We start from the raw sequence: 16125 nt of genomic DNA, 5'->3' as shown, positions 1-16125 counted from the left end.
GGGACCTCACTGGGAAGGGGCGCTGTAGAGGGGCAGACGGGGGTCGACGGGCTGCTCGGGCCAGGTCTCGCGGATCCACGCGTGATCGGGATGGTCGCAGATCAGCCAGGCCCGCTCGGGCTCCGGACCCGCCATGACGTTGAGGTAGTACATGTGGTGGCCGGGCGCGGCCATGGAGGGGCCGTGCCAGCCGTCGGGGATCAGGACGACGTCGCCGCCGTGCACCTCGGCCAGGACGTCCGTGCCCCGGCCCTGTCCGGACGGGGAGACGCGCTGGTAGCCGAAACCGTTCGGGCCGTCGATCTCGAAGTAGTAGATCTCCTCGAGGACGGACTCCTCGCCGGGGCGGTGCTCGTCGTGCTTGTGCGGCGGGAAGGACGACCAGTTGCCGGCCGGGGTGAGCACCTCGACCGCGATGAGCTTGTCGCACTCGAACGACCCCGCGGCACCGAAGTTGTTCACCTGCCGGGAGCAGTTCCCGGTCCCGCGCAGTTCCACCGGAACCGACGACGCCGGACCGTAGCGGGCGGGCAGCCGTCGGGTGCACCGCGCTCCGGTCAGCGCGAACCGTCCGCCCTCGGCGGCCAGGACGGTCGTACGGGCGTCTCTCGGCACGTACGCGAAGTCGCTGACGGCGCTGAACACGCTGTCGCGGCCGGTCAGTTCGAAGGCCGAGTGGCCGAAGTCGTCGGTGCTCGCCACCGTGCAGCCGCCGGTGAGCGGGAGGACGATCCACTCGCTGTCGCCGGTGTCGAAGGTGTGCGAGCCGCCCGGCGGCAGTTCCAGGATCCGCAGGCTGGAGTAGCCCCAGCCGGCCTTCGCGGGCGTGACGTCCACGACGTACGGGCCGCCGAGCGCCTTTCCCGCGGGAAGGTGATACGTCATCGTTTGCCTCCGTGTCACAACAGGCCGACGGCGGTGTCCACGGCCGTGGCCACATCGCCCTCGGCCGGATAGAGCAGGGACCGGCCGACCACCAGACCCCGCACGGTGGGCAGCCCGAGTGTCTTGCGCCAGCGCTCGTACGCGGCCTGCTGGTCGTCGCCGACCTCGCCGCCGAGCAGCACGGCGGGCAGCGTGGAGGCCGACAGGACCTCGGCCATGTCGTCGGGGTCCTCGGTGACCGGGAGCTTCAGCCAGGTGTAGGCGGAGGTGCCGCCCAGGCCCGAGGCGATGGCGATGGAACGGGTGACGGCCTCGGCGGACAGGTCGCTGCGGACCGTCCCGTCGATCCGGCGTGAGATGAACGGCTCGACGAACAGGGGGAGTCGGCGTGCGGCCATGTCGTCGACGGCACGGGCGGTGGACTCCAGGGTGGCCAGCGAGCCGGGGTCGTCGTAGTCGATGCGCAGCAGCAGCTTGCCGGCGTCGAAGCGGAGCCGGACGAGGTCCTCCGCGCGGTGGCCGGTGAAGCGGTCGTCCATCTCGAACGCGGCGCCCGCCAGGCCACCGCGGTTCATCGAGCCCATGACAACCTTGTCGTCGAGCGCCCCGAGCAGCAGCAGGTCCTCCAGGATGTCGGCGGTGGCCAGCACCCCGTCGACACCGGGCCGGGACAGCGCGACGCACAGACGTTCCAGCAGGTCCGCCCGGTCGGCCATGGCGAGCCGGCGGCCGCCGACGCCCAGGGCGCCGCGCGCCGGATGGTCGGCGGCCACGATCATCAGCCGGCCGCTGTCGCCGATCAGCGGGCGGCGCACCCGGCGCGCGGCGGCCTCGGCGATCGCCTCCGGATGCCGGGCCCGGACCGTGGTGAGGTCGGGGATGCTGATGCTCAAGACAAGCTCCGTTCAGGCAGTCGTGCTCGGCGCCGGGGCGCTCGGCTCCGCGTCCCGCGTTTCCGGGGCGCCCGCGAGGAGGTCCTCCACCTCGGACCCGGTCGGCATCGCCGAGGAACAGGCGAGACGGGAGGCGACGAGCGCACCGGCCGCGTTCGCGTACCGCATGGTCCTCTCCAACTCCCAGCCGGAGAGCAGCCCGTGGCACAGCGCGCCGCCGAACGCGTCGCCCGCGCCGAGGCCGTTGACCACCTCGACCGGCACCGGCGGCACTTCGGCGGCGGTGCCGTCGCGGTGCACGGCGAGTACCCCCTTGGGCCCCTGCTTCACCACTGCAAGTTCCACGCCGGCCGCCAGCAACGCCTCGGCACAGGCGCGCGGTTCGCGGACACCGGTGGCGACCTCGCACTCGTCGAGGTTGCCGACCGCCACGGTCGCGTGGCGCAGGGCCTCGGCGTAGTAGGGGCGGGCCTCCTCAGGGTCCTTCCAGGCTGTGTTGCTCCAAAGCTTCGGTCGCCAGTCGAGGTCGAAGACCGTGATGCACGCCTTGTCGCGCGCTTTGAGGGCGGCGAGCGTGGCGGACCGGCTCGGCTCCTCGCTCAGACCGGTGCCGGTGATCCAGAAGATCCGGGCCGCGCGGATGGCGAAGTAGTCCAGCTCGTCGGTGTGTATCTCCAGGTCGGGAGCCTTCGGGCGGCGGTAGAAGTACAGCGGGAAGTCGTCCGGCGGGAAGATCTCGCAGAACGTCACCGGGGTCGGGTAGGCGCCCACCGGTGTCACCCAGCGGTTGTCGACACCGAACTCCGTGAGGGTTTGGTGCAGAAAGGTGCCGAAGGGGTCGGCGCCGGTACGGGTGATGACGGCGGTGGAGCGGCCGAGCCGGGCGGCGGCGACCGCCACGTTCGCCGCCGAACCCCCGAGGAACTTCCCGAAGGACTCCACGCGCGCCAAAGGGACGCCGGGCTGCAGCGGGTAGAGATCAACTCCGATCCGGCCCATACTGATCAAGTCGAAGTGCTGGACTGACTCGGCCATGCGCGACGCTCCTCGATCCGGGCTGGGGTGCGGGCCCCAGGGCCTGCCGCCTCCCAGGTGTAGGGCGCGGAGGGCGGCCGTGTCAATAGTTTGTACTTACATTCGGACCTGCTCGTGAAATGATGTCTTAACAAAGTATTGACAGCGGGCGCGGCAAGGGATTGGATCCCGTCCCAACGCACAACAGTCGCGTTTGCGGCACAAGACCCGGCCCGCTTAAGCTCCCGGGCCCCGGATCTCCGTGATCCCCGCCCCCTTTTTCCGACGATTTCCCGTCGCACAGTGAGGTGCAGGACAGATGGACCGCTCTTCTCGCTTCCACTCCCGCGGATTCGCCCCGGTTGTGGCTCTGGCCGCGGCAGCGGCTCTGACCCTCGCAGGCTGCTCCAGCAGCTCCGGCGGCAAGAAATCCGAGGAGGGGGAGGCGGGAGCCTCCGCAGGCAAGGCCACCACCCCCCGGATGACGGTCGCCCTGGTCACTCACCAGTCGCCCGGTGACACCTTCTGGGACATCGTCCGCAAGGGCGCGGAGGCCGCCGCCGCCAAGGACAACATCAAGCTCGTCTACTCCGCCGACCCGAACGCGGGCAACCAGGCCAACCTGGTGCAGAACGCGATCGACCAGAAGGTCGACGGCATCGCGATCACGCTGGCCAAGCCGGACGCCCTGAAGGGCGTCGTGGCCAAGGCGAAGTCCGCGAACATACCCGTGGTCGGCCTCAACTCCGGTGTGAGCGAGTGGCAGAAGCTGGGCCTGATGGAGTTCTTCGGGCAGGACGAGACCGTGGCGGGCGAGGCCCTCGGCAAGAGGCTGAACGAGTCCGGCGCCAAGAACGCGGTCTGTGTCATCCAGGAGCAGGGCAACATCGGCCTCACCCAGCGCTGCGACGGCGTGAAGAAGACCTTCTCGGGCAAGCTGCAGACACTCTTCGTCGACGGCAAGGACATGCCGTCCGTGAAGTCGACGATCACCGCCAAGCTCAGCCAGGACAAGTCCATCGACTACGTCGTCACCCTCGGTGCCCCCTTCGCGCTGACGGCGGTGCAGTCGCTGGCCGACGCCGGCAGCAAGGCCAAGGTCGCGACCTTCGACCTCAACAAGGACCTGACCGGCGCCATCGACCAGGGCACGATCCAGTTCGCCGTCGACCAGCAGCCCTACCTCCAGGGTTACCTGGCGATCGACTCCCTGTGGCTCTACAAGAACAACGGCAACTACAGCGGCGGTGGTGAGCAGCCGGTGCTGACCGGCCCGGCCTTCGTCGACAAGTCCAACGTCGACGCCGTCGCCGAGTTCGCCGCGAAGGGCACTCGGTGACGAACATGACTCAGCAGGCTGCGCCGGCGGTGAGCACGCCGCCGGCTCCCGAACCGAAGGAAACCGACGGCCGCACCTCACAGCGTTCCCTGGCCCTGCGGCTGCTCGCCCGTCCCGAGGTGGGTGTCTTCCTCGGCGCGGTGGCGGTGTACATCTTCTTCCTGATCTCGGCGCCGCCGGTGCGTGACGGCAGCTCGATGGCGAACATCCTGTACCAGTCGTCGACGATCGGGATCGTGACCATTCCGGTGGCGCTGTTGATGATCGGCGGCGAGTTCGATCTCTCCGCCGGTGTCGCGGTGATCACCTCCGCGCTCACCGCGAGCATGATCAGCTACCAGCTGACCATGAACGTGTGGGTGGGTGTGATCGTCGCGCTGATCGTGTCGCTGGCGGTCGGTTTCCTCAACGGCTGGCTGGTCGTGAAGACCGGGTTGCCCAGCTTCCTGATCACCCTGGGTATGTTCCTGATCCTGCAGGGCGCGAACCTCGCGGTGACCAAGCTGGTCACGGGCAACGTGGCCACCGACGACATCAGCGACATGGACGGCTTCGCCCAGGCGCAGAACATCTTCGCCTCGTCGTTCGACATCGGCGGCGTCCAGGTGAAGATCACCGTCTTCTACTGGCTGGTGTTCGCCGCCCTGGCGACCTGGGTGCTGCTGCGCACCAAGTACGGCAACTGGATCTTCGCCGTCGGCGGCAACAAGGAGTCCGCGCGGGCCGTCGGTGTCCCGGTGACCTTCACCAAGATCTCCCTATTCATGCTGGTCGGCCTCGGCGCCTGGTTCGTCGGGATGCACCAGTTGTTCTCCTTCAACACCGTGCAGTCCGGCGAAGGCGTCGGTATCGAGCTGATCTACATCTCGGCCGCGGTGATCGGCGGCTGTCTGCTGACCGGCGGCGCCGGTTCCGCGATCGGTCCCGTCTTCGGCGCGTTCATGTTCGGCTTGGTGCAGCAGGGCATCGTCTACGCCGGCTGGAACCCCGACTGGTTCAAGGCCTTCCTCGGCGTGATGCTCCTGGGCGCCGTCCTCATCAATCTGTGGGTCCGGCGCACGGCGACCCGGAGGTGACTGGAATGACAAACAAGGAAACCGGCACCCATGGCGCCGTCCTCGCGGACGACGCACCCGTGGCCGACAAGGATGCGGCGATCGTCGAGCTGCGCGGGGCGGGCAAGTCGTACGGCAATATCCGTGCCCTGCACGGAGTGGACCTGAAGGTGTTCCCCAACCAGGTCAGCTGCGTCCTCGGCGACAACGGCGCGGGCAAGTCCACCCTCATCAAGATCATCTCCGGGTTGCACCAGCACACCGAGGGCGACTTCCTCGTCGACGGCGAACCGGTGCGCTTCTCCACCCCGCGTGAGGCCCTCGACAAGGGCATCGCCACCGTCTACCAGGACCTCGCGGTGGTCCCGCTGATGCCGGTGTGGCGCAACTTCTTCCTCGGCTCGGAAAAGACCAAGGGTCCCTGGCCGGTGCGCCGCCTGGACATCGACTGGATGAAGAAGACGGCGGACGAAGAGCTGCGCAACATGGGCATCGTCCTCGATGACATGGAGCAGCCGATCGGCACCCTGTCGGGCGGCCAGCGGCAGTGTGTGGCCATCGCACGCGCGGTGTACTTCGGCGCCCGCGTGCTGATCCTGGACGAGCCCACGGCCGCTCTCGGTGTGAAGCAGTCGGGTGTGGTGCTGAAGTACATCGCCGCCGCCCGCGAGCGGGGCCTGGGGGTCATCTTCATCACCCACAACCCGCACCACGCCTACATGGTCGGCGACCACTTCAGCGTGCTGCGCCTGGGCACGATGGAGCTGTCCGCCGCCCGTGACCGGATCACGTTGGAGGAGTTGACCAACCACATGGCCGGGGGCACCGAACTCGCCGCTCTCAAGCACGAGTTGGCACAGGTCCGGGGCGTGGACGTCGAGGAACTCCCCGAAGAGGAAGACCTCACCGTGCCTGTGGCGAGCACCGGCGAAGGGAAGTCCTGAGATGGCCCCTGTGCTGGACCGCATCCGGGTCGGGTCGGCTCCCGACTCCTGGGGCGTCTGGTTCCCCGACGACCCGCAGCAGGTGCCCTGGGAACGCTTCCTCGACGAGGTCGCCGAGGCCGGTTACTCCTGGATCGAACTGGGCCCGTACGGCTACCTGCCGACGGACCCGGCCCGGCTCACCGACGAGGTGACCAGCCGGAACCTGACGGTCTCCGCGGGCACGGTCTTCACCGGCCTGCACCGCGGGCCCTCGGTCTGGGAGTCCACCTGGGAGCACGTCAGCCAGGTCGCCGCGCTCACCCAGGCCATGGGCGCGCGACACCTGGTGGTGATCCCCTCCTTCTGGCGGGACGACAAGACCGCCGAGATCCTGGAGCCGCCGGAGCTCACCGGCGAGCAGTGGGCCCACCTGACCAAGGGCATGGAGCGGCTCGGGCACGAGGTGAAGGAGACGTACGGCCTCGACATCGTCGTGCACCCGCACGCCGACACCCACATCGACACCGAGGACCACGTCGAGCGCTTCCTCGACTCGACCGACTCCGACCTGGTCAACCTCTGCCTGGACACCGGGCACTACGCCTACTGCGGCGGTGACAGCGTCAAGCTCATCGAGACGTACGGCGAACGTATCGGCTATCTGCACCTCAAGCAGGTCGACCCGGAGATCCTCGCCGACGTCGTCAAGAACGAGGTGCCGTTCGGTCCCGCCGTACAGCGCGGAGTGATGTGCGAGCCGCCGTCCGGCGTACCGGAGCTGGAGCCGGTGCTGGTCGCGGCACAGCAACTGGGCGTGGACCTGTTCGCGATCGTCGAGCAGGACATGTACCCGTGCGAGCCGGACAAGCCGCTGCCGATCGCGGTGCGCACCCGCAAGTTCCTGAGGTCCTGCGGCGCCTGACGACCCGAAAGGACGGCCATGACTGAGCCCGCCACCCTTGGAGTCGCAGTCATCGGTACCGGAAGAATGGGCGCCGACCACGTGCGCCGTATCCATCAGGTCACCAGCGGAGCCCGGGTGACCGCCGTCGTGGACGTCGACGCGGAACGCGCCAAGCAGGTCGCGGCCCGCGTCGACGGCTGCGCCGCCTACACCGACCCGGCCGCCGCGATGGCGGCGGCCGACGTCGACGCCGTCCTGATCGCCTCCCCGGGTCCGGTCCACGAGGCCACCCTGCTGGCGGCCTTCGAGCACGACCTGCCGGTGCTGTGCGAGAAGCCGCTCACCCCCGACGCGGCCTCCGCGCTGCGGGTGATGGAGGCCGAGCAGCGACTGGGCCGGCGTCGCGTCCAGGTCGGCTTCATGCGGCGCTACGACGCCGAGTACGTCAAGCTCAAGTCCCTGCTGGAAACAGGCCAGTTGGGCAGGCCGCTGATGGTGCACAACCGGCACCGCAACGTGGCCAGCCCGCCCTTCTTCACCAGCGACATGCTCATCAGCGACTCCGTGGCGCACGAGACGGACGCGACCCGCTGGCTGCTCGGCCAGGAGATCACGGCCGTCACCGTGCTGCGCCCGAGGCCGTCCGCGAACGCGCCGGACGACCTGCAGGACCCGCAGTTCGTCGTCTTCGAGACGGACGGCGGCGCGGTCGTCGACGTGGAGATCTTCGTCAACTGCGGCTTCGGCTACCAGGTCCAGGCCGAGGTGGTCTGCGAACGCGGCACCGCCCGCATCGGCGACGGCCACGCCCTGGTCACCAACATGGCCGGCCGCTGGGGCGGCACCATCGCCCAGGACTTCACCGAACGCTTCGCCGACGCCTACGACCGCGAGGTCCAGGCCTGGGCCGACGCCACCCGCCGCGGCGAGGTCACCGGCCCGAGCGTGTGGGACGGCTATGCCGCGGCGGCCGTGTGCGAGGCGGGGGTGCGGGCGCTGGAGGACGGAGGCCGGGTGGCGGTGGAGCTGGTCGACAAGCCTGCGCTGTATGGAGATTGACGACAGCCAGTGGCGTGACATCGCTGAGGGCCGGGGTTCTCCCCGGCCCTCTTCGTGTCCTTTCCGTCAGCCCGCGAGTGTCGTGCGCGGTCGCGGCTCGAACCCGGCCGCGCGATAGCTGTCGTCGATCAGCGACATCGTCGCCAGCGCGTCGTCCGCGTCCAGCGGCAACGGGCCGCCACCGCGCACCCGGTCCGCGAACGCCTCCAACTGGTACGTGTACGAGGACCGCGTACCGAGCCGCTCCGTCCGCTCACCCCGCTCCGTACGCACCACGACCCGGTCGTCCAGGTGCGGCAGCACGAAGTTCGGTGCGCTCGCCTCACCCAGGGAGCCGATGATCCGGCAGCTCATCTCCAGCTCGCCGTATGCCATGTGACAGCGCGCGGACCCGGTGGCCCCGCCCGGGAACGCCAGCTCGGCGTCCAGCCACTCGTCGACTCCCGGCGCCCCCGCCCGCTCCGCGCCCCGCGCGGAGACCAGCTTCGGCGCGCCGCCCGCCCACGGCGCGAGCATCCGTACCGCGTGCAGGCTGTAGCAGCCCAGGTCCATCAGGGCGCCGCCGGCCAGCGGCAGCGACCAGCGCGGGTCGGAGTCCTCCGGCGCGGGAATCGCGACGAGGGCCTCCACCCGCTGCAACTCGCCGAGTTCGCCGGAGGCCAGAATCTCGTGCAGGCGCCGGGTGACGGGATGGAAGAGGTAGTGGAAGCCCTCCATGAAGACGGTGCCCGCCTTCGCGGCCGCCTCCCGCACCTCGGCGGCCTCCTGGGCGTTGCTCGCCGACGGCTTCTCCGACAGGACGTGCTTGCCCGCCGCGAGCGCGGCCAGGTTCCACGGCCCGTGCAGGCCGTTGGCGAGCGGGTTGTAGACGGCCTCGACCTCGGGATCGGCGAGCAGATCGGCGTACGAGGCGGCAACCCGCTCCACGCCGTGCGCCGCCGCGAAGGCCTCGGCGCGGGACCGGTCGCGGGCGGCCACCGCGACGAGGCGGTGGCCGACCGCCCGGGCCGGGTCCACGAGGGCGCGTTCGGTGATGCGTGCCGCGCCCAGTATTCCTATGCGCAGCGGTTCCCGGCCCGGTTCGCTCATGCCTGTCGTACCTCCTGGATCGTCACGGGGCGGTGCTCCTGAAGCGACAGTGTGCACGCATCGGCGATCCAGCCGGCCTCCAGGGCGTCCTCGATCGTGCACGGGGAGGGCCGGGTGCCTGCTACGACCTCGGTGAACGCGGTGAGTTCGGCGCGGTAGGCCTCGGTGAAGCGGTCCATGAAGAAGTCGTGCGGGGTGTCCGCCGGGAAGGTCACGCCGGGCTCCACGGAGCGCAGCGGCAGCTTGTCCTCCAGGCCGACGGCGATGGAGTCCGTGAAGCCGTGGATCTCCATGCGGACGTCGTAACCCCGGGCGTTGTGGCGGGAGTTGGAGATCACCGCGATGGTGCCGTCGTCGAGGGTGAGGAGCGCGCCGGTCGTGTCGGCGTCGCCCGCCTCCTTGATGTAGTCGGCGCCGCGGTTGCCGCCGACGGCGTACACCTCGGTCACCTCGCGGCCGGTCACCCAGCGGATGATGTCGAAGTCGTGCACCGAGCAGTCCCGGAAGATGCCCCCGGAGGCGGCGATGTACGCGGCGGGCGGCGGCGCCGGGTCCAGCGTGGTCGACCGTACGGTGTGCAGCTTGCCGAGCTCACCGCTCTGTACGGCGGCCCGGGCGGCGACGAACCCGGCGTCGAAGCGGCGGTTGTAGCCGATCTGGATCGGCACGCCCTTGCCCTCGACGGCCTTGAGCACCTCGACACCTTCGGCCATGGTCTTGGCGACGGGCTTCTCGCAGAAGACGGGGATGCCGGCCTCGACCCCGGCCAGGATCAGTCCGGGGTGGGCGTCCGTGGCGGCCGCGATCACGATGCCGTCCACGTCGGCGGCCAGCAGAGCCTCGGGCGAGTCCACGACCTCGCCGCCGAACCGCTCCGCGGCGGCCTTGGCGGCGTCCGCGAACGGGTCGGTGAGCACGAGCGACTCGACCACGTCGAGTCCGGAGAGGGTCTCGGCGTGGAAGGCGCCGATGCGGCCGAGGCCGAGGATTCCGATGCGCATGGGGGTGTTGCTCCTTGGAGGGTGCGGGAGGGTGCGGGGTTTTGCGGGGAGGAGGTCAGTCGAGTCCGCCGAGCACGTTCTGGTCCCAGTCGATCACCGAACCGGTGACCACGCCGGACCGGTCCGACAGCAGGAAGACCACGAAGTCGGCGATCTCGTCCGGCTGGCCCAGCTTGCCCATCGGCAGCTGGGCGGCAGCCTGCTCACGCCAGTCGTCCCCCGCGCCGTGGAAGGTCTTCTGCGTGGCGTCCTCGCCCTCGGTCGCCGTCCAGCCGATGTTCACACCGTTGATGCGGACCCGGTCGAAGCGGTGCGCGTGCGCCGCGTTGCGGGTCAGGCCGACGAGCCCGGACTTGGCGGCGACGTACGGGGCCAGGAACGGCTGCCCGCCGTGCGCCGAGGACGTGATGATGTTGACGACCGTGCCGGGAGCCTTCCGCGCCACCATGTCCGCGACCGCGGCCTGCATGGCGAAGAACGGTGCCTTGAGGTTGATCGCGATGTGCTGGTCGAACAGCTCGGGCGTGGTGTCGAGCAGTGTGCCCCGAGACGTCAGCCCGGCGGAGTTGACCAGGCAGTCGATCCGGCCGTACGCGTCGATCACCTCGGCCACGGCGGCCATGGCCTGCTCCGCGTCCGCCAGATCGGCCTGTACGAACATCGCCTTGCCGCCGGCCGCGGCCAGCTCCGTCACCAGCGCCTCGCCCGGCTCCGGGCGCCGCCCGGTGACCGCGACCTGCGCCCCCTCGCGGACCGCGGCCCGGGCGATGGCGGCGCCCACCCCCTGGCTGCCGCCGTTGACGAGGACGACCTTGTCGTCGAGAAGTCCCATGGGATACCAGCCCTCTCAGCTCTCGCGCCGTACGGTGCCGGCCCGCAGTTCGTCCCGCAGCGCCCGCGGGGTCCAGTCCTCGTGCAGCGCCCGCCGTACGACGTCCGCCTGCGAGGGCGGGGCCAGACCGTCCACCGGCGGGTCGCTGTCGAGGTTGGTGGGGAACGGGTAGCCCTCGGCGCTCGCGGCGATCACCCGCTCCAGCCACTCCTCACCGATGCCCTCGGCGCGGCGCCTGCGCAGCACGGGGAAGACCGCGTTCGCCACCGCCTCACGGTCCACCGTCTCCATCGCGCGCCCGAAGGCCGAGGACACCTGGAGCAGATTGGCGACGCGCCGCACGTCCAGCGTGCGGTTGGTGCCGGCCGCGTGGAACACCGCCGGGTTGAAGAAGACGGCGTCACCCTTCGCCAGTGGGAGCTGGACGTGGTGCGCCTTGAAGTACGCCTGGAACTCCGGCAGCCGCCAGGCCAGGTAGCCGGGCTCGTACGTCTGCGAGTACGGCAGGTAGAGCGTCGGGCCGGACTCGACGGGCATGTCGCAGTGCGCCACCGCGCCCTGGAGCGTGAGCACGGGGGAGAGGCGGTGCACGTGCGCGGGATAGGCGGCCGCCGCCTCGTTCGAGAGGAACCCCAGGTGGTAGTCGCGGTGCGCGGTCTGCGCGGCGCCGCCCGGGTTGACCACGTTGACCTGCGAGGTCACCTGGTAGCCGGGGCCCAGCCAGGCGGCCGAGACCAGGGCCAGGACGTCGCTGGCGTAATAGTCGGCGAAGACCTCGGGGTCGTACAGGGCCGCCTTCTCCAGCGCGTTCCACACCCGGTCGTTCGCGCCCGGCGCGGCGAAGTGATCGCCCGCGTCCGCGCCCGAGGCACGCTGCTCGGCCAGCAGGGCGTCGAAGACACTGGTGAGCCGGTCGACCGCCGTGTCCGGGAAGGCGCCCCGGAAGACCGCGATGCCGGGGCCGTCGGTGAGCGCGCGGACCAGTTCGGCCCGCACGTCACGGCCCGCTCCGGCCGCGCGGAGCCGCTCGCTGTCGTAGACGAGGATGTTGCTCTCCACCGTCGAGGCATGCGGGTAGGCGGTGATGTCCGTCGTGCGTTCGACGAGCGAGCGGAGGACGTCGAGGTCGCAGTCCTGCTCGGTCAGCCAGGCAGGGTGCTGGGCGGCGGTGAGGGACATCCTCGTCCTCTTTCGGTCACGGGGAGCGACACGCTTCCGGTCACGGGGAGCGACACGCTTGTCGGTCACGGGGAGCGACACGGCTCTGTCATTCTTGTCAGCACAAACCCCTCGAACAACCAGCAGCGAGCCATCAAAAACCCCTCAAGGAGCCTGCCGTGGGTCATCCCTACCCGATCCGGGAGATCGCACGTCAGGCGGGCCTGAGCGAGGCCACCGTCGACCGGGTCCTCAACGGCCGGGGCGGCGTGCGCGAGAGCACCGCCCGGGAGGTCCACCAGGCCATCGCCGACCTGGACCGGCAGCGCACCCAGGTCCGGCTGGTCGGCCGCACCTTCATGATCGACATCGTGATGCAGACGCCGGAGCGGTTCTCCACCGCCGTACGCGCCGCCCTGGAAGCCGAAATGCCGGCCCTGCACCCGGCCGTCGTGCGCTCGCGCTTCCACTTCCGGGAGACCGGGCCGGTCCAGGAGCTGACCAGGACGCTGGACCGGATAGCGCGGCGCGGCTCGCAGGGCGTGGTCCTCAAGGCCCCGGACGTCCCCGAGGTCACGGCGGCCGTCGACCGGCTCGCCGAGGCGGGCATCCCGGTGGTGACGCTGGTGACCGACCTGCCCTCCACCGCACGACTCGCCTACGTCGGCATCGACAATCGGGCGGCGGGCGCGACGGCCGCCTACCTCATGGGCCAGTGGCTGGCCGAGCGCCCCGGCAATGTGCTCACCAGCCTCAGCAGCGGATTCTTCCGCAACGAGGAGGAGCGCGAGATGGGCTTCCGCAGCGCCATGCGCGCCCGGTATCCGGACCGCACGCTCGTCGAGATCGCCGAGGGCCAGGGCCTGGACGCCACCCAGTACGACCTCGTCCGGGCCGCGCTGAAGCGTGACCCGGACATCCGCGCGGTCTACTCGATCGGCGGCGGCAACATCGCCACTCTGCGCGCCTTCGAGGACGCCGGGCGGGAGTGCGCGGTGTTCGTCGCCCACGACCTGGACCACGACAACACCCGGCTGCTGCGCGAACACCGCCTGTCCGCCGTGCTCCACCACGACCTGCGCCAGGACATGCGCGAGGCCTGCCACATCGTGATGCGCGCCCACGGCGCCCTGCCGCCCGCGGGACCCACGCAGCCGTCCGCGATCCAGGTGGTGACGCCCTACAACATGCCTACGCCCCTGTGACACCGCATGCCTACGCCACTGTGACGTCGGTCCAGGCGCCGCTCTCCGCGGACCGCACCATCGCCTCCAGTACGGCCGCACTGTGCACGGCGTCCGCGAGCGTGGCCCCGTAGGGCTTGTCCTCGGCGATCGAGCGAAGGAAGCGGTATGCCTCGACGACCTTCAGGTCGTCGTAGCCCATGGCGTTCGCCGCGCCCGGCTGGAAGGCGCCGAACTCGCCGTCGCCCGGACCGACGTACACCGTGCTGACGGGCTGGTCCTGGTACGTCGTGCCCCGGCTGACGCGCAGCTCGTTCATCCGGCGGAAGTCCCAGAACACCGCGCCCTTGGTGCCGTGCACCTCGAAGCCGTAGTTGTTCTGCTCGCCGACCGACACCCGGCAGGCCTCCAGGACGCCCCGCGCGCCGGAGGCGAAGCGCAGCAGGCAGTTGACGTAGTCCTCGTTCTCGACGGGGCCGAGTTCGCCGCCGGAGGCGAGGCTGTGACCGGCCGTGGCGCCTGTGGGGCGAGCCCGCTCCGGCAGGAAGATCGCGGTGTCGGCGGTCAGGGACGCGATGTCACCGAGCAGGTACCGGGCCAGGTCGGCGCCGTGCGAGGCGAGATCCCCCAGCACTCCGCTGCCGCCCCGCTCCCGCTCGTACCGCCAGGTCAGGGCGCCCTCCGGATGAGCCGCGTAGTCGCTGAACAGCCGGATCCGGACGTGGGTGACCGCGCCCAGTTGGCCGGAGGCGATCAGCTCGCGGGCCGTCTCGACGGCGGGCGCGTTGCGGTAGTTGAAGCCGACGGCACTGCGCACGTCCGCCTCGGCGGCCGCGTCGGCGACCGCCCGGGCGTCCGCCAGGGTCAGACCGACCGGCTTCTCGATCCAGATGTGCTTGCCGGCCTCGGCCATCGCCACACCGATCTCCCGGTGCAGGAAGTTCGGAGCGGTGATGCTGACCGCCCGCACGCGCGGGTCGGCGGCCACCTCACGCCAGTCCCGGGTCGTCGAGGCGAACCCGAACTGAGCGGCGGCCTCCTCGGCCCGGCCGGGCACCTCCTCGGCGACGGTCACGAGCTTCGGACGCAGCGGCAGCTTGGGGTAGTGGTGTGCGACCCGGGCGTACGCCTGGGTGTGCACCCGGCCCATCCAGCCGAAACCGACGACGGCGACACCGAGCGCATCCACCATGAGCCCCTCTTTGGACCGGTCCATTGCCTTTCCAAGCCACCCTGATCGGCATCACTGCCGGTGTCAACCCCTTTGACAGGTTCCCGGAACTCATGGAACGGTCCATCCATGAGGCAGCCGACGATCCGTGACGTGGCCGAGCGGGCCGGCGTCTCCAAGTCGCTGGTCTCGCTGGTGCTGCGCGGCTCCGACCAGGTACGGCCGGAGAAGCGGGAGGCCGTGCTGCGGGCCGTGCGCGAACTCGGCTACCGGCCCAACGCCGCCGCGCGCAGCCTCAGCGAGCAGCGCACCCGCACGGTCGGTGTCCTCCTGAACGACCTGCGCAACCCGTGGTTCGTCGACCTGCTCGACGGCCTGAACCGACCGCTGCACGAGCACGGCCTGCACATGCTGCTGGGCGACGCCCGACTCAACCGCCGTACCGGCCAGGACCTCGCCCGGCCCTTCCTGGACGTCCAGGTCGACGGACTGGTCGTGGTCGGCACCCTGCCCGACCCGGCCGCGCTCGGCGCCGTCGCCGAGCGCATACCGGTCGTGGTCGCGGGCGCCCGTGAGGTGGTGCCGCCCGGCGTGGACGTCGTGGCGGGCGACGACGAGCAGGGGGCGCGGCTGGTCACCGAGCACCTGATCGGCCTCGGCCACCGCCGGATCGCGCACCTCGCGGGCTACGGAGCCGTCGGCGAGCTGCGCCGGCACAGCTTCGAGGCGGCCATGCGGGCCCACGGCCTCGCGGACCGGGCGCTGGTCGAACCCAGCGACATGACGGAGGAGGGCGGTTTCCGCACCGCCGTCCGGCTGCTGAGCCGCCCCGAGCGGCCCACCGCCCTGGTCGCCGTCAACGACATCGCCGCCGTCGGCGCGCTGTCGGCCGCCGAGGAGCTCGGCCTGCGCGTGCCGCACGACCTGTCCGTCACCGGATACGACAACACGAGCATCTCCCGGCTGCGCCACCTGTGGCTCACCACCGTCGACAACGCCGGCCACGAGGTCGGCCGCCGCGCAGCCCGCCGCCTCCTCGACCGCTTCGAGGGACACGGGGGACAGGGTCGAGTCGAGCTCGCCGCGCCCGCCCTGGAGATCCGGGGGACGACGGGGGCGCCGCGCGCGGACTGAGACCGGACGGACATCGACGGTGCGATCGAGAGCCATGTGACCGGCAGGCGCCGGCAGGCAGGCCGCGGCCGCTCCGTCGGCGTTGCGGCCGGGTCGGGATCACGACGCCTGGGAGTGCCCGTTCGGGGTACGCGGGACGGGCGATGTCTGCGCAGCGCCTCGTCCGTGACCGTGGTGTCGATGGCGTCGCTGGTCCGAGACCGACGACCCTGTCCTGGCACGGGAGTCGGGCGTCTCCAACCCCTTCCGGCACGCACACGTCGACCTCGTACTGGAGCGATCATGAAGGACGCGAAGGGCTTCCTCGACTTCTCCTACGAGACCCGGCCGACGCGGGTCGTCTTCCGGCCCGGCGCCGCCACCTCCGCGACCGCGGGCGAGGCCGAGCGGCTCGGCCTGCGGCGGCTGCTGGTGGTGTGCGGCAGCCAGGGCGCGGACATCGCGCGGGCGGTCGCGGACTCCCTCGGCCCGGTGCGCGCGG

General features: G+C 70.7%; 15 protein-coding genes and 1 pseudogene. 8 read left to right on the top strand and 8 right to left on the bottom strand.

The window, feature by feature from the left end; genetic code table 11:
• Positions 1-6: 6 nt before the first annotated feature.
• The 3 genes from iolB to iolC are packed head-to-tail and all read right to left on the bottom strand — an operon-like array spanning position 7 to position 2813.
• Complete coding sequence (iolB, locus tag CLM62_RS35005; RefSeq protein WP_095753914.1) at positions 7-885, bottom strand: 5-deoxy-glucuronate isomerase; 879 nt, start codon at positions 883-885, stop codon at positions 7-9.
• Positions 886-899: 14 nt separating this feature from the next.
• The gene (locus CLM62_RS35000; protein WP_095753913.1) at positions 900-1778 is read right to left on the bottom strand and encodes a deoxyribose-phosphate aldolase; all 879 of its coding nucleotides are present in this window, start codon (positions 1776-1778) and stop codon (positions 900-902) included.
• 12 nt (positions 1779-1790) lie between these two features.
• Positions 1791-2813, bottom strand: coding sequence for a 5-dehydro-2-deoxygluconokinase (iolC, locus tag CLM62_RS34995; RefSeq protein WP_095753912.1), 1023 nt, complete (start codon positions 2811-2813; stop codon positions 1791-1793).
• 298 nt (positions 2814-3111) lie between these two features.
• Between iolC and CLM62_RS34990 the strand changes: the two genes are divergently transcribed.
• Genes CLM62_RS34990 through CLM62_RS34970 form a run of 5 tightly spaced genes read left to right on the top strand, consistent with a single transcriptional unit; the run spans position 3112 to position 8075 of the window.
• Complete coding sequence (locus CLM62_RS34990) at positions 3112-4131, top strand: sugar ABC transporter substrate-binding protein (RefSeq protein WP_095753911.1); 1020 nt, start codon at positions 3112-3114, stop codon at positions 4129-4131.
• 5 nt (positions 4132-4136) lie between these two features.
• Positions 4137-5207, top strand: a complete 1071-nt coding sequence (locus tag CLM62_RS34985; RefSeq protein ID WP_179382364.1) for an ABC transporter permease — start codon at positions 4137-4139, stop codon at positions 5205-5207.
• 5 nt (positions 5208-5212) lie between these two features.
• The gene (locus CLM62_RS34980) at positions 5213-6130 is read left to right on the top strand and encodes an ATP-binding cassette domain-containing protein (RefSeq protein WP_095753909.1); all 918 of its coding nucleotides are present in this window, start codon (positions 5213-5215) and stop codon (positions 6128-6130) included.
• 1 nt (position 6131) lies between these two features.
• Positions 6132-7034 (top strand): sugar phosphate isomerase/epimerase, encoded by a 903-nt coding sequence (locus tag CLM62_RS34975; protein WP_095753908.1) that lies wholly within the window; start codon positions 6132-6134, stop codon positions 7032-7034.
• A gap of 18 nt (positions 7035-7052) precedes the next feature.
• Positions 7053-8075 carry a Gfo/Idh/MocA family protein gene (locus tag CLM62_RS34970; protein ID WP_095753907.1) on the top strand — a complete coding sequence of 341 codons (1023 nt, stop codon included), beginning with the start codon at positions 7053-7055 and terminating at the stop codon, positions 8073-8075.
• Between the two features lie 66 nt (positions 8076-8141).
• Here the strand turns inward: CLM62_RS34970 and CLM62_RS34965 are convergent, their stop codons facing one another.
• Genes CLM62_RS34965 through CLM62_RS34950 form a run of 4 tightly spaced genes read right to left on the bottom strand, consistent with a single transcriptional unit; the run spans position 8142 to position 12176 of the window.
• Entirely contained in the window at positions 8142-9164 is a 1023-nt protein-coding gene (locus CLM62_RS34965; protein WP_095753906.1) for a Gfo/Idh/MocA family protein, read from the bottom strand.
• Entirely contained in the window at positions 9161-10165 is a 1005-nt protein-coding gene (locus CLM62_RS34960) for a Gfo/Idh/MocA family oxidoreductase (protein ID WP_095753905.1), read from the bottom strand. The genes CLM62_RS34965 and CLM62_RS34960 overlap by 4 nt, the downstream gene beginning before the upstream one ends.
• Positions 10166-10220: 55 nt before the next feature.
• Positions 10221-10997, bottom strand: a complete 777-nt coding sequence (locus CLM62_RS34955) for an SDR family oxidoreductase (protein WP_095753904.1) — start codon at positions 10995-10997, stop codon at positions 10221-10223.
• A gap of 15 nt (positions 10998-11012) precedes the next feature.
• Positions 11013-12176 (bottom strand): phytanoyl-CoA dioxygenase family protein, encoded by a 1164-nt coding sequence (locus CLM62_RS34950; protein WP_095753903.1) that lies wholly within the window; start codon positions 12174-12176, stop codon positions 11013-11015.
• Between the two features lie 158 nt (positions 12177-12334).
• Between CLM62_RS34950 and CLM62_RS34945 the strand changes: the two genes are divergently transcribed.
• Complete coding sequence (locus tag CLM62_RS34945; RefSeq protein WP_095753902.1) at positions 12335-13360, top strand: LacI family DNA-binding transcriptional regulator; 1026 nt, start codon at positions 12335-12337, stop codon at positions 13358-13360.
• Between the two features lie 10 nt (positions 13361-13370).
• On the opposite strand, the gene CLM62_RS34940 is transcribed toward CLM62_RS34945, so the two are convergent.
• Positions 13371-14531 (bottom strand): Gfo/Idh/MocA family protein, encoded by a 1161-nt coding sequence (locus CLM62_RS34940; RefSeq protein ID WP_095753953.1) that lies wholly within the window; start codon positions 14529-14531, stop codon positions 13371-13373.
• Between the two features lie 108 nt (positions 14532-14639).
• Here CLM62_RS34940 and CLM62_RS34935 point away from each other — a divergent pair, with 108 nt between their 5' ends.
• Both CLM62_RS34935 and CLM62_RS34930 read left to right on the top strand, forming a co-directional pair.
• The gene (locus CLM62_RS34935) at positions 14640-15644 is read left to right on the top strand and encodes a LacI family DNA-binding transcriptional regulator (protein WP_095753901.1); all 1005 of its coding nucleotides are present in this window, start codon (positions 14640-14642) and stop codon (positions 15642-15644) included.
• A 282-nt stretch (positions 15645-15926) separates the two neighbouring features.
• Positions 15927-16125, top strand: a pseudogene (locus CLM62_RS34930) (hypothetical protein); the annotation flags it as partial.

The sequence above is a fragment of the Streptomyces sp. SA15 genome (assembly GCF_002291145.1).
Lineage (GTDB): Bacteria > Actinomycetota > Actinomycetes > Streptomycetales > Streptomycetaceae > Streptomyces.
The sequence above is the reverse complement of the archived record's forward strand: the minus strand, read 5'-3'. Positions and strand labels throughout refer to the sequence as shown.